This window comes from Halorubrum sp. Ea1, assembly GCF_002252965.1.
In the GTDB taxonomy this organism is placed as follows: domain Archaea; phylum Halobacteriota; class Halobacteria; order Halobacteriales; family Haloferacaceae; genus Halorubrum.
The window spans coordinates 48,345-68,406 of record NZ_NHPG01000082.1; the positions used below are offsets into that span (position 1 = coordinate 48,345).

The following is a 20,062-nucleotide window of genomic DNA, read 5'->3' on the forward strand; positions in this document are numbered from 1 at the left end:
TTCGTCCGCGGTCACTCGGTTCCGCCCGCGGACCCCCCGGTGTCGGACTCGTCGCCGACCCGCTCCGACAGCGACTTCGTCAGCTCGACGCGGTGGAGGTCGTACCCGCGACTGTCGTAAAACGCGCGGGCCCGGTCGTTGTCGGCGAGCGCCTCCAGCGCGACCGTTTCGGCGCCCGCCGCCGCCAGCGCGCGCTCGGCGGCGTCGAGGAGGTCGGCGCCGATACCCTCGCCGCGGCGTTCGGAGACCACGAACAGGTTGCTTACCGTTCCGCGGACGCGGTCGCGCTCGTAGCCCTCGCGGTCGATCGAGAAGCCGACGAAGCCGACCGGGGCGCCGTCGAGGTCGCCGTCGCGAGCGACGAGCAGTTCACCGGTGACGACGGAACGCGCGACCCACTCGCGCACCGCTGTGCGGTTCGGCTCGGCGAGCAGCGTGGAGCCGTGGCTTCGCTGGTCCTCCGCCAGCGCGACCCACAGGTCGGTGACGTCGTCGACGTCGTCGACCGTCGCCGGCGCGACCGTCGGGCGCTCGTCGTCTGACATTCGTTCGCTCGTTCGGCGCGCCGCGGGATGAGGGTACCGACGCGATCCGGTCGCGGCCGCCGGTCGGGACGACGGGAAGAGAGCCGGTCGGACGGCTCACACCTCGCGGCACTCCGGACAGACGGCCTGCCCGTTGGCGGTCACCAGGTCCGGGACGAGCGCCCCGCAGCTCTCGCAGACGCCCTGCGTCGCCGATCCCGACGCGTCCGTCGCGGCGGCATCGCTCGTCGAGTCGACGCCGCCGTCCGAGCCGAGCATCCCCTCGTCGCCGCGCCGCGTTCCGTGGAGCGACTCGTCGGCGACTGCGGCCTCGCGAGCCCCGTCGCCGGTCCGCGGTGCGCCCGCGGCGAGCGCGTCGCCGGCGGTGACGACGCCGACCGCCTCGCCGCCCTCGACCGCCACGACGCGGTCGGCCCCCTCGGAGACGAGGCGCTCCTCGACTGCCGCGAGCGAGTCGTCCGGCGTCACCGTCGGAAGGGGCGGTCCCATCACCGACCCGACCGTGGGACCGCCTGCGTCTCCTTCGCTCTGGACGTCGGCGTCGAGGAGCGCACCGAGCGCGTCCCGAGAGCCGAGCCGTCCGACTGGCTCGCCGCCGCGAACGACGACGAGGCAGTCGGTCTCCTCCTCGACCATCAGCGCCGCCGCGTCGGTCAGGCCGTCGGACTCGCTCACGCCGAGGAACTCGCGATGCATCACGTCACGAACCGTGGTGTCTGTTCGCATGGACCGTGGATCCCACGCAAACGGCTAAAAGCTGCCCCCGGTATCGTTATATCCGTTCCGACCGTAGCCAGCCGATCGGCACTGAAAACGACGGTTCCCTCGTCCCGTCGCCGCGACGCGCTCGACTCCGGATCGCGACGCACCTGGCGCCAGTTCGCGACGCGCTTGACGCCTCGCTCGGCTCGTGGCCGCGAACCGAAGAGGAGGGTTCAAACCCTCCGGCGTTCGAGCCAGCACATGACCATTCCCTCGTTCGTGATCGGGATCGCGGGAGGGACCGGCGCGGGGAAGACGACCGTCTCCCGGCTCGTCACTCGCGACCTCGGCGACAGCGTCACCCGCATCCCGTTGGACAACTACTACGAGGACCTCTCGCACCTCGACTTCGAGGAGCGACAGTCCGTCAACTACGACCACCCGTCGGCGTTCGAGTGGGAGCTCCTCCGCGAGCACCTCGAAGCGCTGCTGGAGGGCCAGTCCGTGCAGATGCCGCAGTACGACTTCGAGATCCACAACCGGAAGGCGGAGCGCGTGACGGTCGAACCCACCGACGTCATCGTGCTGGAGGGGATCCTCGCGTTGTACGACGAGGAGATAAACGACATGATGGACCTGCGGCTGTTCGTCGAGACCGACGCCGACGTCCGGATCCTGCGCCGGATCCGCCGGGACGTCATCGATCGCGGCCGCGACCTGGAGGGCGTCATCGACCAGTACCTCTCGACGGTGAAGCCGATGCACGAGCAGTTCATCGAGCCGTCGAAGAAGCACGCCGACGTGATCATCCCGGAGGGGGCCAACAGCGTCGCCGTGAACCTCTTAGAGGAGAAGCTCCGCGCCGAGGTCGAGGGCGACGCCGTTCGGAGCTGGGAGCGCGGGAGCTTGGAGGAGGAGCTCGGCGAGAAGCGCTCGCTCGACATGAACGGCGACGACTGAATCGACGGGAGCCGTCGGATCCCGGTAGCTCGTCATTTTTGAGTGGTCGCCGGAGCCGAAACGCGTCAGGACGAGAGCCAGGCGTACGTCTGGATGGCGCCGAACAACAGCGCGAGCGCTCCGTTTTCGACGATCAGCAAGACGTTGTCCGCCAGTATTGTCCGGGCGCCCACGGCGAGAATACCGAACGCCGTTGCCAGCAACAGATTGTACTTCGCGAACGCAATCCAACACTCCTGATCGAGCTCGATGAGACCGTCGCTGCCCATGCGTGCCGTTTTTTCTCGACAGTGACAAACGACAGGGTCGACGGGGCGGTAGCGCCGAGCGACTCGCAATCACGATAGTGGACGGGCTTCGATGAGTGAGCCGCCTGCGAAAGCCGAAGAATGGCTCGTGAAAGGGACACGCGTCGTGGCTCGCGGGGGCGACCTCGCGCGTGCCACTCGGCCGCGAGGCGGCCTCGCAGGCACGCGCCACCGACCGTTTATAAGCAACCGCCGCGGTCGCTCGGGTCGATGCAAATATGATCTCTCGGACGTTCGCCGTTCAGCGCCGCCGGCTCGCCACCCGTTCCTCCGCGGTCTCCGCGCTGACGACCTCGTAGAGTATCGCCCGCCCGCCGTCCTCTTTGGGCCGCAACACCCGCCCGAGCCGCTGGGTGAACTCCCGTTCGCTGCCCGACCCGGAGAGGACGACCGCGACGTTCGCGTCCGGCACGTCGACCCCCTCGTCGAGCACGTTCGCGGCGACGACGCGGCCGTAGGTCCCCTCGCGGAAGCGCTCCAAGATCTCCCGTCGCTCCTTCGCCCCCGTCTCCGCGGTGATCGCCGGAAGTAGGAACCGCTCCGAGAGCCGGTAGACGAGGTCGGTGTGGGCGGTGAAGACGATCACGCGGTCGTCGCGGTGCCGGTCGAGGATCGACTCCAACCGGTCGACCTTCCGGTCGGCGTTCATCATGATCTCGCGGGCGTCCTGTTTCGCGAGGAGGGCCTCGCGGGCCGCGGGGTCGTTGCCGGAACGCTTGACCAGTTCCCGGTAGTCGCTCCCGCTGGAGAAGGTGATCCCCGCCTCGCGGACGTACTCGACGAACGCGCCCTGCTTCTCGTCGTAGCGCTCGCGCTCCTCGGGCGTCAGCTCCACCTCGATCCGGCGGATGTCGTACGGCGCGAGGTGGTCGCCAGCGAGGTCGTCGACGTCGAGCGCGTAGACGCGGTCGCCGATCAGCTCCGCGACCGTCTCGTGGGCGCCGTCCGGGCGCTCGAAGGTCGCCGTCAACCCGAGGCGCGCGGGCGCCGCGAGCAGCCGGGCGACGTCGCGGTACCCCTCGCCGCCGAGGTGGTGGACCTCGTCGAAGACGACCAGCTCGAAGGCGTCGCCGACGCCGCCGGCCTTCAGGTACGCCGAGTCGTACGTCGACACCGTGATCGCCTCCCGACGCTGCTCGCCGCCGCCGAACCGCCCGATCGGCACGTCGAACTCGCGCTCGAGCTCGCGCTGCCACTGGTCGAGGAGGTCGACCGTGGGAACGACGACGAGCGTCGGGACGCCGAGTTCGACCGTCGCGCGGATCGCGATCACGGTTTTGCCCGCCCCGGTCGGGAGCTCGAGCACGCCGCGGTCGCCCGCGTCGCGCCACGCGTCGAGCGCCTCGCGCTGGTACTCCCGCAGGTCGTAGTCGGTCGCGAGCGCGTCCGGGAGCCCCGCCTCCTGCGCGGCCCGATCGCTCGCGTCCAGCACGTGGTCCTCGACGCTCGCGCCGGCGACCTCCAGCGCGCGGCGGATCGCGGCGTAGCGGTAGGCCGGTGCGCGGCCGGTCCCCGAGCGCGGGTCGGCCTCGACGCCCGGGAGCGGCGGGAGCGACGCGAGGGGCTCGCAGTCGGTCGATCCGGCTTCGTCGTCCGTCGACTCCTCCGTAGCGCCCCCGGCCGAGTCTCCGGCGTCGACCCGAATCGTCCCGTCCTCGTAGGTCAGCCGGACGTTCATCGCCTGACGTTGCCGACCGACTTACAAAGGGGCACCGCCTCCGTCCGCCATGCGCGCGGACGAACTCGACCCCGAACTGGCGGCCGTCGTCGACGAGATCGAGGCGCTCGGGCTCCCCGAGTGGCACGCCCTCTCCGTCGGCGCCGCGAGGCGCGTCGAGGACGAGGTGTTCTCCGGCGACCCGGAGCCCGCCGTCGCCGACGTCAGGGACCTCGCGTTCGACGGTCCCCACGGCGAACTGCCGGTGCGGGTGTACCGACCCGAGGCGGCCCTCGACGGATCGACGCCGCCCGCCCGCACCCTCGTCCACTTCCACGGCGGGGGCTGGACGCTCGGCACCCTCGACTCCATCGACGGTCCGTGTCGCGAGCTGGCGACTCGCACGGGGGCGGTCGTCGTCTCCGTCGACTACCGGCTCGCGCCCGAACACCCCTTCCCCGTCGCCGTCGACGAGGCGGCCGCGGCCGTGGAGTGGGTCGCGGACAACGCGGCGGCGGTCGGCGGCGACCCCGACCGGCTCGGCGTCTCCGGCACCAGCGCCGGGGCGACGCTCGCGCTCGCGGCCTGTCTGCACCGTCGGGAACTGGGCGACAGCGCCGTCGACGTCGCCGGCCAGTTCCTCCTCTACCCGATCGCGGGCGACGACTTCGAGACCGACTCGTACCGCGAGAACGCCGACGGCCCCTTGCTCACCCGCGCGGACATGCGGTGGTTCTACGACCGGTACCTCCGGAGCCCCGTGGACGCGCACAACCCGTTCGCGGTGCCCCTCCGCGCGGGCGACCTCGGCGGGCTTCCGCCCGCGACCGTCGTCACCGCCGGGTTCGATCCCCTCCGGGACGACGGGGCGGCGCTCGCGGAGCGGTTCGACGGTGAGGGGACGCCGGTCGAGCACCGCCACTACCCGGCGATGGCCCACGGGTTCTGCAGTCTCTCGGACCGCGTCGCCGTCGCGGAGGAAGCGCTGTCGGCCGTCGCCGGCGACGTCGAAGCGAGACTGTGACGTACGCGGTCGCTGGGAGACCGAGGACGCCCGGGGACCCCGGGAGAGGCCGTCGGCCGGTAGGTGGCCGCCGGGGTCAGACGAGGGGGATCAGCAGTTCCCAAGCCGCCGGCAGTGTCATCTGGAGGAGTCCACCGCCGGCCCCCAACGCGACGAGACCCAACGCGATCGACGCGGCCGACCCGTCTTCGTCCCCGACGTAGAACCGATACAAGAGCAGCGAGCCGGCGGCTTGCACGGTGAAAGCGCCGACCAACGCCCCGAGAGAGAGGAGTACCGGGTCGGACTGGATCGAGAACAGGGGGTACGGTGTCCTCGGTCGTATCGCGTTCGTTAGGAGTCCCCCGACGACGAAGTACAGCAGGAGACCGCCGCCGAACACCGCGGCCCCTTCGACGCCGACCTCCACGGACAGCCGGAGTGCCTCTTCCACGAGCGTCGTCCGTTCGTCCGCTCTCAGATGATTGATGAACATGTGAACACCGCCGTCCGACCGCGAGGCCCGTAGCGTCTCGTCTCGCTCGGGGCGCGGGCGCGGCGTCCGGGGAGCGAGCGAAACGATCCACAGGTGTCGAATCGTCGCCGAAACCACAAAAATATTACTGTATTGCTTTTTACCGAAAAAACCGTCTCTCTGTTAAGGATACCGAAGAAATAACCCTTTGCAAAATGGAGATGGCGTAATGAGCGAAGGAGACCTGAAACGGGACCTCGGCCTGTACTCGGCGGTGACGCTGAGCATGGGCGCGATGATCGGTGGCGGGATCTTCGTGCTCCCCGCGGTCGGATTTAAGAAGGCGGGGCCGGCGGTCATCGTCGCTTACCTGTTGGCCGGGCTGATCGTCCTTCCGAACGCACTCTCGAAGGCGGAGATGGCGACGGCGATGCCGGAAGACGGCGGTACGTATCTCTACATCGATCGCGCCATGGGCCCGCTGTTCGGCACGGTCGCGGGTATCGGTGTCTGGTTTTCGCTCGTGTTCAAGAGCGCGTTCGCGCTTGTCGGCCTCGGTGCGTACCTGCTGCTACTCGTGAACGTCCCGGCGACCCTCGTGAAGGCGGTCGCGCTCGGCCTCGGTGGAGTCGTTATTCTACTCAACATGTTCGGGACAGAAAAGAGCGGTCAGGTGCAGGGCGTCCTCGTGAGCCTCGTCGTCCTCGTGCTCGGCGCATACGTCGTCGGCGGAGTCGGGCTCTCGAACCCGGTTCAGTATTCGCCGTTCGTCAGCCACGGACTCGGTGGGATCGCCACTGCCACCGCCTTCGTCTTCGTCTCGTACGCCGGGATCGGGGAAGTCGCCTCCGTCGCGGAGGAGATCAGCGACCCCGGACGGAACATCCCGCGCGCGATGCTCATCTCTATCGGGGTGATGTTGGCCGTTTACACCGCCGTCGTGGGCGTAATCGTCGGCGTCGTCCCGGCCGATACCCTCGTTCACGGTGGTCCGACCGGCGGCACCTCCCTGACCCCGATGGCCGACGGCGCCGAGCGAGTGTTCGGAGGTGCGGGCGTGACGGTCGTCGCCGTCACCGCCGTGCTTGCACTCACCAGCATGGCGAACGCGGGCGTCTTGGGGACGTCGCGGTTCCTCCTCGCGATGAGCCGTGATTCGCTACTGCCCGAGCGGATCGGGCGGATCAGTCCACGGTTTCTGACGCCGGTGAACGCCGTGCTCGTGACCGGTGGGGTGTTGCTCACGCTCATCGCCTTCGTCCCGGTCGTGGACCTCGCGAAGCTGGCTAGCGCCTTTCTCATCCTCGTGTTCTCCTTGGAGAACGTCTCCGTGATCGTCTTCCGGGAGGTCGGCGGCGATTTCTACGACCCGGAGTTCCGCTCTCCCGGCTACCCCGTGGTACAGGTCCTCGGCGTGATCGGCGGCGTTCTGTTGATCGCCCAGATGGGGCTGATTTCCGTCGTCGGCGCCGTCGGGATCAGCGCGGGAAGCGCCGTCTGGTATCTCGCGTACGCACGCTCGCGAACCGACCGTACCGGCGCGCTGGGGACGTACTTCGACCGCGAACCGGACGCGTCGGAACCGTTGGACGAGGCCGCGGCCGTCTCGAAACGGGAAGAGGAGTGAGGGGTCGCGACGAGCGGGGCGCTCGCCGTTTCCCAGCCCGAACCCGTCGAAATGGGAATCGTTAGTAGACCGTCCGAGCGAGTGACATGGCGGGACGCTACGGTGAGTTGGACTACTCGAAAGCCACCAAGCGGAGTGTGCTGCTCGGAGTCTGTCTGTTCCTGACCGGCGCGGTCGGGAAGGCGATCATCCACGCGGGCGGGCTGCAGGTACCCGGATGGGAGGAGACCCTGCTGCTCGACCTGGAGTTCCTCGGGACGGCGGTCGCGCTTCTCTCACCGTTCGTGTTCGGGATCCTCCTCCCGCTTACCGGGTAGCGTGACGGCCGCGTCGGAGGGGCCGCGGCGTCGCCGGCTCGAGACTCGTCGCCTTCCGCCGGTGTCGTCGGGGTCGCCTCACTCCTCGACCGTCGTCTTCACGATGCTGACCGGCGCGGTCGACCGACGCGAGACGCGCTCGGTGACGGAGCCGAGCATCCGCCGGTAGTCGCCGGAGCGCGTCTTCGAGCCCATCACCGTCAGGTCGATGTCCTCCCTGTCGGCGTACCGGAGGATCTCCTCGTGGGGGACGCCGTACACCAAGTCGGTGACGACGTCGACGCCGGCGTCGCCGGCGTGGGCCGCCACCTCGTCGAGCGCCTGGCGACCGCGCTCCTCTAGCGTCTCCTCGGCGCCTTCCGAGCCGTCGACGAACTCGTCGCCGGAGTAGGCGTTGATCACGTCGCTGTCGACGACGTACAGCACGTGCAAGGTCGCGTCGTATCGGTCAGCGGCGTCGACGGCGTGGTCGATCGCGCGGTCGACGCCCTCGCTGCCGTCCGTGGGGAGTAGGATGCGGTCGTACATACGCGGCGATTCGCGGCGTCATCGAATAAATTGGTCGCCGTTTCCCGAACGGTTAACACGCTGCCACCCGCCGAACTCTCCATGACAGCGGCCGCGGATCGACTGTTCGTGAACGGAGAGGTCCACACGCTCGCGGCGCCCGACGAGACCCACGAGGCGGTCGCGGTCCGCGACGGGGCGATCGTTCGCCTCGGCAGCACCCGCGAGGTCGAGTTCCTCGAAGGGGTCGACACCGACGTCGTCGACCTCGGCGGGCGCGTCCTCCTCCCGGGCTTCGTCGACGCGCACACCCACCTGACGACGGTCGGGCGCTACCTCGTCCACGCGGACCTCTCGGCCGCCGACTCCCCGGACGAGGCGGTCGACCTGCTGGCGGAACGGGCGGCCGAGGTGGAGGCGGAGTCCGGCTCCGACGCCCCCGCCGACCCCGTCCTCGGCTACGGCTACGACGAGTCGACGTGGGCGGAGGACCGCTACCTGACGCGGGCGGACCTCGACCGCGTCTCGACGGAGCGACCCGTGGCCGCGTTCCGCGAGGACATGCACGTCGCCGCGGTCAACGGGGTCGCCCTCGACCGGTTCGCCGACGCGCTCGCCGCGGCCCCCGACGAGACGGTGCCGACCGACGCGGACGGAGAGCCGACCGGCGTCCTGTTAGAGAGCGCTATCGACCCGATCTACGAGGCGATCGAGCCCGGACCGGCCGAGACCCGGGAGATCGTCGAGGCCGCGCTCGCCGACTGCGCCGCGAAGGGGATCACCGGCTTCCACGACATGGTGCGGAACTCCCACGCGCCGCGGGCCTACCGCGATCTGGAGGCCGAGGACGAACTGACCGCGCGCGTCCGGATCAACTACTGGAGCGACCACCTCGACGCGCTCCGCGAGGTCGGCCTCGGAACGAACGACGGGAGCGACACGGTCCGGGCGGGCGCGATCAAGTCGTACACGGACGGGAGCTTCGGCGGCCGGACCGCCCGAATCTCGGAGCCGTACGCGGACGCCCCGGACGAGACCGGGCAGTGGGTCGTCGACCCCCCGGAGCTGTCCGAGACGGTGGCCGCGGCGACCGCAGCCGGCTACCAGTTCACCGCCCACGCCATCGGCGACGAGGCGGTCGACGCCGTCCTCGACGCCTACGAGGGGGCCTCCGAGACCGACCCCGGCGAGGCGCGCCACCGGATCGAGCACGTCGAACTCGCCGACGACGAGGCGATCGACCGGCTCGCGGCGTCGGGTGTCGTCGCCAGCGTCCAGCCGAACTTCCTCAAGTGGGCGGGCGAGGACGGGCTCTACGAGACCCGACTCGGGCCGGAACGGACCGCCGAGACGAACCGCTACCGCGACATGCTCGACGCCGGCGTGGCCCTCGCGTTCGGTTCGGACGGGATGCCGATGGACCCCCTCCTCGGCGTCCACCACGCGGTCAACGCCCCCGCGGAGGCGCAGCGGCTGACGGTGACCGAGGCGCTGCGCGCGTACACCCGCGGCGCGGCCTACGCTGGCTTCGACGAGGACCGGCTCGGCACGGTCGCGGTCGGCAAGCGCGCCGACCTCGTCGCGCTCGACGCGTCGCCGTGGGAGGCGTCGGACGCGATCCGAGACGTCGGCGTCGCGATGACGGTCGTCGACGGCGAGGTCGTGTACGACGGGCGCTGAACTGACGACCGGCCCGACGCCAGACGGCGGTCGCGGCGCAGTCCCCGGTCCGATCTCGTTCTGCTCCGCGGTGACTGCTGAGCGCGCGGGACGCGATGGGCGGACTCGTCGTCGCGGACGGCGGCCCGTTCGTGAGCGACGCCGCTCCGCCCGCGAGCGGCGACGCCCTCGTTCGAAGGTTGTTCCTCACGAAACCCACGACGAAGGAATCGAAACCGTTGACGGCCAATTTGAAGAAAAAATTTATACAAAACGAGCCATTGAATCTGATACTTCCCAGAGAGAACGATCGAATGCCAACACTCGAATCAACAGACATCGATACGGAGCTGAGTCTCTTCAAATACGACGGGCTCGAACCGCTTCCGGTGGAGTACCGAAAACTCGGGCCCGACGAGCGGGCGTCCAGGCTCGACGCCGCGCGCGACGCGCTCGGCGATGACGTCGTCGTCCTCGGCCACAACTACCAGCGCGAGGAAATCGTCGAGAACGCGGACTTCGTCGGCGACTCGTATCAGCTCTCGACGCGAGCGGCCGAGACGGACGCGAGTAACGTCGTCTTCGGCGGCGTGACGTTCATGGCCGAGTCGGCCGATATCGTCACCGACGAGGATCAGACGGTCCACCTGCCGTCGATGGAGGCCTCCTGCCCGATGGCCGGCATGGCCGAGGCGTTACAGGTCGACGCCGCGTGGAAGGAGCTGACCGCGGCGGCGGGCGACAGGGAAGTCGTTCCCGTGACGTACATGAACTCGTACGCCGACCTGAAGGCGTTCTGCGCGGACCACGGGGGTCTCGTTTGCACCTCTTCGAACGCCGCGGACGCCTTCGAGTGGGCCCTCGACCGGGGCGACGCGGTGCTGTTCCTCCCGGACAAGCACCTCGGGTTCAACACCGCCGTCGACCTCGGGCTCGACGACTCGACGACCGTCTGGGACCCGTGGGACCCGGCGGGACAGGACGCCGACGCCGTCGCCGACAGCGACGTGATCCTCTGGGAGGGGTACTGCCAGGTCCACGAGCGCTTCCGGCCGCGCCACGTCGACGAGGTCCGCGAGGCGCACCCCGACGCCGAGGTCGTCGTCCACCCGGAGTGCCGCCACGAGGTCGTCGAGGCCGCGGACACCGTCGGCTCGACGGCGACGATCCGAGAGACCGTCGCGTCCGCCGACCCGGGCGAGACGGTCGCCATCGGGACGGAAATCCACCTCGCGAAGCACCTCGACCGGTGGCACCCGGAAGTCGAAGTGGTTCCGCTCTGCGGCGACGCCTGCATGGACTGCAACGCGATGCGCCAGATCGACCCGAACTATCTGCTCTGGATCCTCGAAGAGCTCGTCGCGGGACGCGAGCGGAACGTGATCGAGGTCGCGTCGGCCGAGCGGGAGTCGGCGGCGACCGCGCTCGACCGCATGCTGGAGCTATGACCGGGGCGGCGACCGCGCCGCCGAACGGCGCACGGACGGACGTCCTGGTGGTCGGCGCCGGCGTCGCCGGGTGCGCGGCGGCGCTGGCCGCGGCCCGGACCGGCGCCGAGGTGACGGTGGTGACCAAGGCGAGCCGCCCGGCCGACGCCAACACGTACTGGGCGCAGGGCGGCGTGGCGGTCGCCACCGAGGACTCGGCGTCGTTCCGACGCGACGTCCTCGCGGCCGCAGACGGCGAGGCGGACCCGGAAGCGGTCGAGGCGCTCGTGAGCGAGAGTCGGGACGCGGTCGCCGACGTGCTCGTTGACACGCTCGGCGTCCCGTTCGACCGCGCGGAGGACCGGACCGGGACCGCGGACCCCGCCGACGCGCGTCTCGACGCGCTCGCCCGCTGTCGCGAGGGGGGTCACTCCGCGGACCGGATCGTTCACGTCGACGCCTCGACCGGATCGCACCTCCTCCCGCCGTTTCTCGACTACCTCGACGGGCTCGCCGGGGTCCGTCTGCTGCAGGACACGGCGGTCCTCGACCTGCTCGGCAACGGCGCGGGCGTCGACGGCGCGCTGCTCGAACGCGGCGGTGAAACGGGAACGGTCGCGGCCGGCTCGACGGTCCTCGCCACCGGTGGTATCGGCGCCTGCTACGGCACGTCGACGAACCCGGACGGAGCGACCGGCGACGGGATCGCCATGGCGGCGCTCGCGGGCGCGACGGTCGCGGACGCGGCGTACGTCCAGTTCCACCCCACGGCGTTTCCCGGGGGCGAGGCCGCCGAGGCCGCTGACGTCGACGGCGACGCCGATCCGTTCCTCGTGAGCGAGGCCGTCAGAGGGGCCGGCGCCGTCCTCCGCAACGCGGACGGCGAGCGGTTCATGCCGGCGGTCCACGAGGACGCCGAACTCGCGCCGCGCGACGTCGTCGCACGCGCGGTCGCGGACGAACGCCGAGAGACCGGATCCGTCGTCCTCGACGTCGACGGGATCGGCTTCGCGGACCGGTTCCCGGACTTGGCGTCGATGTGCGCCGAGCGCGGCCTCGACCCGTCTACCGGGATCCCCGTCGCGCCGGCGCAACACTTCCTCTGTGGCGGCGTGGCGGTCGACGAGCGCGGACGGGCCTCGATCGACCGGCTGTTCGCCGTCGGCGAGTGTTCGCGGACCGGCGTCCACGGCGCCAACCGGTTGGCCTCCACGGGCCTGCTGGAGGGGCTCGTCTGGGGACTTCGTGCCGGCGAGACGGCCGCGGCCGAGAGCGACCCACCGGGAGCGGCTCTCTCAGTCCCCGACCTGCCGTCCGACGACCCGGAGTTGCCGACGTCGTTCGAGGCGGCGAAATTCGATCGGCTCCGCCGAACGATGGACGAGCGATTGGGCGTCGAGCGGACCCGCTCGGGCGTCCGGAACGCGGCGGCCTCGCTGCGTCGACTGAAGGGCGAGGTCGACGCGTACGCGCGGACGCGCCGTAGCCGAGAGCTCTCGGAGCTGCGAAACGCCGTGGTCTGCGGACTGCTCATCGCGCGCGACGCCGCCGAGTCGCCCTCGGCGGGGTGTCACCGTCTGGTCGACGGCGGCGTCGTTGAAACCGATGGGGCCCCGAGATCCGACGGCGGTCGGTCGGGGTCGACCGGGGTCCGCGGTCCGCGAGGGGGTGACGAAGGGTGTTGACCGAGGCGACGATCGAGTCGTGGCTGCGGGAGGACCTCGGCCACCACGACGTGACGAACGACGTGCCGGGGGAGGCGGCCGGTCGTCTCGTCGCCACGGAAGCCGGCGTGGCGGCGGGGATCGAGGCGGCCGCGTCCGTGTTTGAGACCTCGGGCGTCGACGCCGAGCCGCTCGTCGAGTCAGGCGCCGGCGTGGCGGCAGGCGAGGCCGTCTTGTCGGTCTCCGGGCCGGCTCGAGGAGTTCTCCGCGCGGAGCGGGTCGCGGTCAACGTCGCCGGTCACGCCTCGGGCGTCGCCACGCGAACCAGCGAGGCGGTTCGCCTCGCGAGAGCGGCGACCGACGACCCGCCGACGGTGGCGGCGACCCGAAAGACCACGCCCGGGCTCCGCGGCGTCGAGAAGCGAGCGGTCGCGGCCGGCGGCGGCGACACCCACCGACTCGATCTGTCGCATATGGTCATGGTGAAGGACAATCACATCGCCGAGCTGGGCTTGGAAACCGCGGTAGAGCGGTTCCGCGAACGGTCCTCGTTCGCCACGAACGTGGAAGTCGAGGCCGAGTCGCCTCAGACGGCGGCTCGCGCCGCCGACGCGGGGGCCGACGTCGTTCTCCTCGACAACATGAGCCCGGCGACGACGCGGCGGGCCGTCGATCGCGTCCCGGAGGGCGTCCTCACTGAGGCGAGCGGCGGGATCGGACTCGACGACATCGGGGAATACGCGACGACCGGTGTCGACGTCGTGTCGCTCGGAGCGCTCACCCACAGCGCGCCCGCGCTGGACTACTCGTTTCGAACCGACGGGGACGCGAGTCCGACGTAGCCGCAAGCCCTGCCAGAAAACAGTAGTTATTAATCATGTAGTTCCTAGACGAGGGTATGGCAGAGATAGCCATCGAGTACGCGGCCGGCAGCCGCCTCCAGCCGGAGGCGGAGACGGCGCGACGACTGATCGACTCCTACCTCGGCGACCGCCCCGACGTCGACGGGGTCACCCTCTCGCCCTCCACCGATTCGGTATTCTGCGTCAGCGTCGAGGGCGATCGGATCTGGTGTACGGATCCGCGCGAGTGGATCGACGCGATGGCGGCCGTCACGGCGGCCCGCCGCCGGCTCTCCGAGCTGTCGTAGGCGGTCGGCGCCCGCGGCCGCTCGGAGCGGTCAGTCGCCGCCCGCCGCGTGGGCCCGGACGAACTCCCGGAGGAGCTTGCCGCCGACCGCCGCGGCCTGTCCGTCGTCGCGGTCGTTCACTTCGACGACGTCGAAGCCGTCGGCGCGAGCCGCGACGGCCCGGACGAGGTCGCGGGCCTCGCGGGGGACGAGCCCGAACGGCTCCATCGTTCCCGTCCCCGGCGCGAAGCCGGGGTCGAGCCCGTCGACGTCGACGGAACAGTACACCGACTCCCCCGCGAAGGGGTCGGAAGCGCCATCGCGGTCGTCTCCGGTGACCCCGTCGAGCCACGCGCGCGCTTCCTCGGGCGGCACGACCTCGACGTCGGTGTCGGCCGCGCGGTCCCACTCGGCCTCCGAGCCCGTGCGAGCACCGACGATCACCGCCCGGTCGACGCCGAGGTCGTCGAGACACCGACGGGTGACGCAGGCGTGGCTCCAGGGGTTCCCGTCGTACGCGTCTCGAAGGTCGAGGTGTGCGTCGCAGACGACGAGGACGTCTGGATCGACCGCCTGGACGCCGGCGTAGGTGACGGTGTGTTCGCCGCCGACGAGGAGGGGGACGGCGTCGTCGAGCGCGACGCTCCGGAGCTCGGCGGCGAGGTGATCGAGGTACGCCTCGACGTCGTCCCACGTGGGGACGTCGCCGGCGTCGTGGACGTCGAGCGCGGAGAAGTAGCTGTCCGTCCTGCGGTCGTAGTCGTCGTACGTCTCTGCGAATCGCCGGACTCGGTCCGGTCCGAACCGGGCACCGGGCTGAAACGTGGTCGTGGCGTCGAGGGGAGCGCCGACAACCACGTAGGAAGCAGCCTCGCGGTCGGTCGTCGCTCCGGGGAACATGCCTCGACTACCCGACGACCTTGCGCTGACCCTCGTACTCGAGGTACTCGATGTTGTCGTCCGAGGAGAAGTCCTCGCCCTCGGGGATGCGCATCGTGAACGTCTCGTAGGTGTCGAGGTCCATGACCTGCGCGTCGTTCCCGGAGACGGAGACGACCTGTCCCTGCTTCCGCTGGATGATCGGGACCCAGACCTTCGCGTCGACCGGCTGAGAGAGCGAGCGCTTCCTGTCGTCGAAGACCCCCTTGCCCTCGACGCGCGCCTTGGCGCTCCCGTGTTTGCCGGGCTTTGCTGTGCTGTAGTGGTTGATCTTGCAGGGCGCACTGTCCATCATCACGTAGCTGCCCTCCTGGAGTTCGCGAACCTGCTTCTGCTCTCGCGGCATGCCCGCTACTTTTTTCGGGGCGGGTATAAACGGTTTGGAACGGCGCCGACGCCGGCGTTCGCCGCGGGTTCGCACCCCAGAACGAAGGGGTGCCGACCGCGGCTGCGAGCCGAGTTACGGATCCATCTCGTCGACGTACTCCTCCCGCTCGTCCTCGTCGTCCGCGTCCCCGTCCGGCGGGACGAACTGTCCGGTGAGAAGGTAGCTGGCGACGAAGAGACCGATGAACCCGACTCCGACCGCCGCGGTCGTCCGCACGACGAACGGGAAGTCGATCCACCAGAACGCGCGGTCGGCGATCGCCATGACGACGACGGCGACGAACAGCACCTTCTGCTCGTCGGTCGGGTCGCGGACGAAGCCGACCACGTCGTCTTTGATGTCGCTGAAAAAGCCCATCTCAGGCACCTCCCGCCGCGTCGACGTCCCCGCCTTCGGCGGTCGCCGTCTCGATCACGCGGCCCACCCGTTCCAACCCCTCCTCCAACTCCGACGTCGGCAGCCCGAACCCGATCCGGAAGCGGTCCGGGAAGCCGAACAGCCCGCCGGGCGCCAGCACGACGCTCTCCGTCTCGACGACGGTCCGGCAGAACGACTCGGCGTCGTCGAAGCCGTCGGGAACGGTGACGAACCCGTTGACGCCGACCGGGTCGTACCAGTCGAGGCCGTGGCGGTCCAGCCACTCCGCGACGATCGCGCGGTGCGTCTCCGCCAGTTCGCGGTTCTCCGCTAAAATCTTCGTCTCGCGCCGGCCGAGCGCCTGCTTCGCGACGTACTGGCCGAACAGCGACGGCGAGATGGTGGTGTAATCCTTCCACCGCCACGCGCGCTCGACGACCGCCTCGGGACCGGCGATCCAGCCGAACCGGAGCCCCGCGAGCCCGTACGCTTTCGTGAGGCTCGTCGTCGAGATTCCGTGGCGTCCGAAGCTCGCGACCGGGGGGTGCGGCTCCGCCGCGAGCAGTCGGTACACCTCGTCGCAGAGGAGGTACGCGTCGTGCTCGACGGCGACGTCGTAGACCGCCCGCATCGCCGCCTCGTCGTGGTACCGGCCGGTGGGGTTGTTGGGGTTGTTCACGACGATCACGGCGGTGTCGTCGCGGGCCGCGTCGGCGATCGCGTCCGGGTCGAGCCCCCACTCCGGCGGCTCCAGCTCGACGCGGGTCACGTCGCCGAACGCGTCCGGAACGGCGTGAAGCGCCTGATACGTGGGGGTGACGACGACCGCGTGGCACCCCGATCCGACGGCGGCGGAGTCGCCCGCCCCGTCGCTGCTCGGCGTCCCGTCGCCCACGCCCGCCTTGTCCCCGAGCAGCGAGAGGAACGTGAGGAAGTTCGCCTCCTGCGTCCCGCAGGTGAACAGCACCTCGTCGGCGCTCCGGCCGTACCGGTCGCCGACCGACGCGCGGAACTCCGGATCGCCGTTCGTCGGGATCACGTAGTCGAGTTTCCCCGGGTCCAGATCGAAGCGGCTCGCGTCGAGTGAGCGGATCCCGCTCTCGGCCAACATGATGTCGGCCTCGTGCTCGTACTCCGCGAACCAGCGTTCGAGGCCGAACGGGTCGATGCGCATACCCGACGTGGGAGTGGCGTGAGGTTAGTTGCTACGGTCCCTGACGGGGTGTCCGTCCCGGCCGGCGCCGCTCGAGCCGCAATCGTCGCCGTCGCCGCGTCCCCGACCCCGCACCGTCGGAATGACTTTCAGCCGTCGCCGCGACGGGAAGCCATGATACTCTCTCGCTCTCGGGTCCTCGGCGCGCTCCTCGTCGCGACGGCCGCGATCGCGGCGTTCGTGCTGGCGGAGGTGCTCCGGACCGTCGTCTTCGCGATCACGTTCGCGTACGTCCTCTACCCCCTTCGGAAGCGACTCGTCGGTCGAGGGCTGTCGCGCCGGGTCGCCTGCGCCGCGTCCACCGTCCTCGCCTTCCTCGCCGCCGCGCTCCTCGTGGTCCCGCTGCTGTACGTCCTGTACCGGCAGCGGTCCCGACTGATCGACCTGCTGGGACAGATCCCCGACGTCCTCGTCGTAGAGGCGCTGGGTCTCCGGTTCCCCATCGAGGCGGCGCCGGTGGTGTCGGCCGTCCGGATCGCGCTCCGAGACCTCGCGCTCGCGATCACCGCCGCGGCGCCGCGGCTCGCGCTCGAACTCATCGTGTTCACCATCCTCGTGTACGGGCTCCTCCTCCGGCCGGACGCGGTCGGCACTGCCGTGTTCAAGATAGTACCCCCCGAGTACCGCGACATCCCGATGCGGCTGCACCGCCGGACGCGCACGACGCTGTACTCCATCTACATCCTCCAGGCGGCCACGGCCGCCGCGACATTCGTCCTCGCGCTCGCGCTGTTCGCGCTCCTCGGGTACCGCTCGCCGGTCCTGTTGGCCGTCATCGCCGGCGTCCTCCAGTTCGTTCCCGTCGTCGGGCCCAGCGTGCTCGTCGTCGCGCTGGGCACTGGCGACCTCCTGATCGGGGAGACGACGCGAGCGATCCTCGTGGTTGTCTTCGGGCTCGGCGTCGTCTCCTTCGTCCCGGACGCGGTGATCCGGACGCAGCTCGCCGACTGGACGGGGAAGATATCGCCCGGGCTCTACCTCGTCGGCTTCGTGGGGGGCATCCTCACCGTCGGCGCGGTCGGGATCATCGTCGGGCCGCTCGTCGTGTCGCTCCTGCTTGAGATCATCGAGATGCTCTCCGAAAACGAGGGCACGTCGACCCCGGTCGAGCCGGCGACTGGCGCGCCGAAGTGACCGGCGAGTGGCTTGCCCCCGGTCCCGACCGGACCGGTCGGCGGCCGGGCCACCGGCACGGCTTTCCCGCTCCCGACCCTCCTTTTGACAACCGATGTCCTCGACGGACCCGCCGTCCCAGACGGCCGCGCCCGCCGCGCTCGCGGACGCGCCTCACCTCTCGACGCGACGGCTCGACGACCTCGCGGATCGCGCGCGTCGCGCGGCGCCCGCGGATTCGCCAGCATCGACTGACTCGTCCGGCGACGGCGAACCGCCCGCGGACGGCGACACGTCCGGCGAGAGCGACGCGCTCGACGTGTTCGCGCCGGCGACGACCGAGCGACTCGGCTCGGTCCCGGCCTGCGACGCGGCCGACGTCGCCGCCGCGGTCGAGCGCGCCCGGTCGGCGCAGGCAGAGTGGGAGGCAGTCCCCGCGACCGAGCGCGCGGCCCTCATCGACCGGTTCGGCGACCTCGTCTTGGAGCACCGCGAGGAGCTCCTCGACCTCCTCCAGCTGGAGACCGGGAAGTCCCGGCGGACCGCGGTCGAGGAGCTGTTCGACGTGCCGACCGGCTGCGACTACCTCGCGGACGAGGCGCCCGGCGCGCTCGCCGAGGAACGCCGGCGCGGGGTCATGCCCGGGTTCGCGACCGCGACGGTCACCTACGACCCGGTCGGCGTCGTCGGCGTCGTCTCGCCGTGGAACTACCCGCTGACGCTGTCGATGGCCGACGCGCTCCCGGCGCTCGCCGCGGGCAACGCGGTCGTGGTGAAACCCGACGAGAAGACGCCGTACGGGGCCCTCGCGCTCTCAGAGCTCCTGGAGGTCGCCGGGCTTCCCGACGACCTCTTCCAAGTCGTCACCGGCGAGGGGCCGACGGTCGGGCCCGCGCTGATCGACGCGGTCGACTACGTGGCGTTCACCGGGAGCACCGAGACGGGTCGGACCGTCGCCGAGCGCGCGGGCCGGAACCTGATCGACTGCTCGCTGGAGCTCGGCGGCAACAACCCGCTCGTCGTGCTCGACGACGCCGACGTCGACGAGGCGGCCCGCGGTGCGATCGACGCCTGCTTCTCGAACGCCGGGCAGCTCTGCCTCTCGGCCGAGCGGATCTACGTCGAGGAGTCGGCCTACCGGCCGTTCCGCGACGCGTTCGTCCGCGAGACGGAGGCGCTCACGCTCGGCACGGGCTACGACTACGACGCGGACCTCGGCTCGCTGATCGACGCCGACCAGTTGGACCGCGTCCGGAGTCACGTGGACGAGGCCCGCGAGGCGGGCGCGACCGTCGAAACGGGCGGGGCCCACCGGCCGGACGTGGCGCCGTACTGCTACGAGCCGACCGTCTTGACGGGCGTCGAGCCGGACGCGACGGTCGCCTGCGAGGAGACGTTCGGACCGGTCGTCGTCGTGACGCCCGTCCCGGACGCGGCCGCCGCGGTCGCCGCCGCCAACGACTCGCCGTTCGGCCTCAACGCGAGCGTGTGGACCGGGGACCGCGAGCGCGGCGCGGCGGTCGCCCGCGAGATCGACTGCGGCACCGTCAACGTCAACGACGGCTTCCTCGCGACGTGGGGCGCGGCCGACGCGCCGATGGGCGGGTTCGGCGACTCGGGGCTCGGCCGCCGCCACGGTCCGGAGGGGATCCGGCGGTACACGGAGTCGCGGACGGTGGGGGTGTCCCGCGTCGGCCCGCTCGGCTTCCCAGACCGGATCCCGACCGACTGGTTCGTCCGCGGCGCGTTCGCCGCGACCGCGCTCGGCCGGAAGGCGAGTCGGGGCGTGCGACGGCTGAAAGCGCGGATCGGGCTGCGATAACCGGAGGGTATCGGGTCGGCGACGGCGCGGCGACCTGCGGATTCAAGACCGTCGCCCGCCACGTGAAAGCATGGCAGGACCGGACCCCGCCGAACTGCGGCGGGTCGTCGACGCGTTCCCCGCGGCGGCCGACGGCGACGCGAGCGGCCGAATCGACGACCTCCTCGACGGGACGTACGGCAGGCTGAGACGCGACTGGTACCCCGAACTGGAGCGGCTGACCGAGACGTACGCCGACGGCGACGTCCTC

The 20,062-nt window shown here is 70.6% G+C and carries 21 protein-coding genes and 1 pseudogene; 12 read left to right on the plus strand and 10 right to left on the minus strand.

Translation table 11 applies throughout. The features are described 5' to 3' along the window. Nucleotides 1-11: 11 nt before the first annotated feature. Complete coding sequence (locus DJ73_RS10390; protein WP_094522581.1) at nt 12-545, minus strand: GNAT family N-acetyltransferase; 534 nt, start codon at nt 543-545, stop codon at nt 12-14. Nucleotides 546-641: 96 nt separating this feature from the next. Further along, nucleotides 642-1,271 carry a cyclic nucleotide-binding/CBS domain-containing protein gene (locus DJ73_RS10395; RefSeq protein WP_094522583.1) on the minus strand — a complete coding sequence of 210 codons (630 nt, stop codon included), beginning with the start codon at nt 1,269-1,271 and terminating at the stop codon, nt 642-644. Between the two features lie 237 nt (nt 1,272-1,508). Here DJ73_RS10395 and udk point away from each other — a divergent pair, with 237 nt between their 5' ends. After that, a complete protein-coding gene (gene udk / locus DJ73_RS10400) occupies nt 1,509-2,207 on the plus strand; it encodes a uridine kinase (RefSeq protein WP_094522585.1) in 699 nt (232 codons plus the stop codon). 65 nt (nt 2,208-2,272) lie between these two features. On the opposite strand, the gene DJ73_RS10405 is transcribed toward udk, so the two are convergent. Both DJ73_RS10405 and DJ73_RS10410 read right to left on the minus strand, forming a co-directional pair. Then, complete coding sequence (locus DJ73_RS10405; RefSeq protein WP_094522587.1) at nt 2,273-2,476, minus strand: hypothetical protein; 204 nt, start codon at nt 2,474-2,476, stop codon at nt 2,273-2,275. A 280-nt stretch (nt 2,477-2,756) separates the two neighbouring features. Further along, entirely contained in the window at nt 2,757-4,193 is a 1,437-nt protein-coding gene (locus DJ73_RS10410) for a DEAD/DEAH box helicase family protein (protein ID WP_094557915.1), read from the minus strand. Nucleotides 4,194-4,242: 49 nt separating this feature from the next. Here DJ73_RS10410 and DJ73_RS10415 point away from each other — a divergent pair, with 49 nt between their 5' ends. Then, the gene (locus tag DJ73_RS10415; RefSeq protein ID WP_094527497.1) at nt 4,243-5,196 is read left to right on the plus strand and encodes an alpha/beta hydrolase; all 954 of its coding nucleotides are present in this window, start codon (nt 4,243-4,245) and stop codon (nt 5,194-5,196) included. Between the two features lie 76 nt (nt 5,197-5,272). On the opposite strand, the gene DJ73_RS10420 is transcribed toward DJ73_RS10415, so the two are convergent. Next, nucleotides 5,273-5,671: a hypothetical protein gene (locus DJ73_RS10420; protein WP_141212707.1), complete on the minus strand. Its 399-nt coding sequence runs from the start codon at nt 5,669-5,671 to the stop codon at nt 5,273-5,275. A gap of 208 nt (nt 5,672-5,879) precedes the next feature. Here DJ73_RS10420 and DJ73_RS10425 point away from each other — a divergent pair, with 208 nt between their 5' ends. Beyond that, complete coding sequence (locus DJ73_RS10425; RefSeq protein ID WP_094522595.1) at nt 5,880-7,277, plus strand: APC family permease; 1,398 nt, start codon at nt 5,880-5,882, stop codon at nt 7,275-7,277. 86 nt (nt 7,278-7,363) lie between these two features. After that, the gene (locus DJ73_RS10430; RefSeq protein WP_094522597.1) at nt 7,364-7,594 is read left to right on the plus strand and encodes a hypothetical protein; all 231 of its coding nucleotides are present in this window, start codon (nt 7,364-7,366) and stop codon (nt 7,592-7,594) included. A 78-nt stretch (nt 7,595-7,672) separates the two neighbouring features. Here the strand turns inward: DJ73_RS10430 and DJ73_RS10435 are convergent, their stop codons facing one another. Beyond that, nucleotides 7,673-8,122: a universal stress protein gene (locus DJ73_RS10435; protein ID WP_094522599.1), complete on the minus strand. Its 450-nt coding sequence runs from the start codon at nt 8,120-8,122 to the stop codon at nt 7,673-7,675. Between the two features lie 81 nt (nt 8,123-8,203). Here DJ73_RS10435 and DJ73_RS10440 point away from each other — a divergent pair, with 81 nt between their 5' ends. The 5 genes from DJ73_RS10440 (at nt 8,204) to DJ73_RS10460 (ending at nt 14,001) form a co-directional block, all read left to right on the plus strand. Beyond that, the gene (locus DJ73_RS10440; protein ID WP_094522601.1) at nt 8,204-9,781 is read left to right on the plus strand and encodes an amidohydrolase; all 1,578 of its coding nucleotides are present in this window, start codon (nt 8,204-8,206) and stop codon (nt 9,779-9,781) included. A gap of 293 nt (nt 9,782-10,074) precedes the next feature. Then, a complete protein-coding gene (nadA, locus tag DJ73_RS10445) occupies nt 10,075-11,208 on the plus strand; it encodes a quinolinate synthase NadA (RefSeq protein WP_094557916.1) in 1,134 nt (377 codons plus the stop codon). Further along, the gene (locus DJ73_RS10450; protein ID WP_094557917.1) at nt 11,205-12,872 is read left to right on the plus strand and encodes an L-aspartate oxidase; all 1,668 of its coding nucleotides are present in this window, start codon (nt 11,205-11,207) and stop codon (nt 12,870-12,872) included. The genes nadA and DJ73_RS10450 overlap by 4 nt, the downstream gene beginning before the upstream one ends. Then, on the plus strand, nt 12,866-13,693 hold the full coding sequence (gene nadC / locus DJ73_RS10455; protein ID WP_094527500.1) for a carboxylating nicotinate-nucleotide diphosphorylase: 828 nt from the start codon (nt 12,866-12,868) through the stop codon (nt 13,691-13,693). The genes DJ73_RS10450 and nadC overlap by 7 nt, the downstream gene beginning before the upstream one ends. Before the next feature lie 56 nt (nt 13,694-13,749). Beyond that, complete coding sequence (locus DJ73_RS10460) at nt 13,750-14,001, plus strand: hypothetical protein (protein ID WP_094522609.1); 252 nt, start codon at nt 13,750-13,752, stop codon at nt 13,999-14,001. 30 nt (nt 14,002-14,031) lie between these two features. Here the strand turns inward: DJ73_RS10460 and DJ73_RS10465 are convergent, their stop codons facing one another. The 4 genes from DJ73_RS10465 to DJ73_RS10480 form a co-directional block, all read right to left on the minus strand. Beyond that, nucleotides 14,032-14,880 carry an agmatinase family protein gene (locus tag DJ73_RS10465; protein WP_094522611.1) on the minus strand — a complete coding sequence of 283 codons (849 nt, stop codon included), beginning with the start codon at nt 14,878-14,880 and terminating at the stop codon, nt 14,032-14,034. Nucleotides 14,881-14,887: 7 nt separating this feature from the next. Continuing rightward, on the minus strand, nt 14,888-15,265 hold the full coding sequence (locus DJ73_RS10470) for a translation initiation factor IF-5A (RefSeq protein WP_094522613.1): 378 nt from the start codon (nt 15,263-15,265) through the stop codon (nt 14,888-14,890). Nucleotides 15,266-15,379: 114 nt separating this feature from the next. Further along, the gene (locus DJ73_RS10475; RefSeq protein ID WP_094522615.1) at nt 15,380-15,664 is read right to left on the minus strand and encodes a hypothetical protein; all 285 of its coding nucleotides are present in this window, start codon (nt 15,662-15,664) and stop codon (nt 15,380-15,382) included. Between the two features lies 1 nt (nt 15,665). Then, nucleotides 15,666-16,838 (minus strand): aminotransferase class I/II-fold pyridoxal phosphate-dependent enzyme, encoded by a 1,173-nt coding sequence (locus DJ73_RS10480; protein WP_094527502.1) that lies wholly within the window; start codon nt 16,836-16,838, stop codon nt 15,666-15,668. A gap of 153 nt (nt 16,839-16,991) precedes the next feature. Between DJ73_RS10480 and DJ73_RS10485 the strand changes: the two genes are divergently transcribed. The 3 genes and pseudogenes from DJ73_RS10485 to DJ73_RS10495 form a co-directional block, all read left to right on the plus strand. Then, nucleotides 16,992-18,011 carry an AI-2E family transporter gene (locus DJ73_RS10485; protein ID WP_094557918.1) on the plus strand — a complete coding sequence of 340 codons (1,020 nt, stop codon included), beginning with the start codon at nt 16,992-16,994 and terminating at the stop codon, nt 18,009-18,011. Between the two features lie 94 nt (nt 18,012-18,105). Then, complete coding sequence (locus DJ73_RS10490; RefSeq protein WP_094522621.1) at nt 18,106-19,812, plus strand: succinic semialdehyde dehydrogenase; 1,707 nt, start codon at nt 18,106-18,108, stop codon at nt 19,810-19,812. Between the two features lie 70 nt (nt 19,813-19,882). Further along, nucleotides 19,883-20,062, plus strand: a pseudogene (locus DJ73_RS10495) (hypothetical protein); the annotation flags it as partial.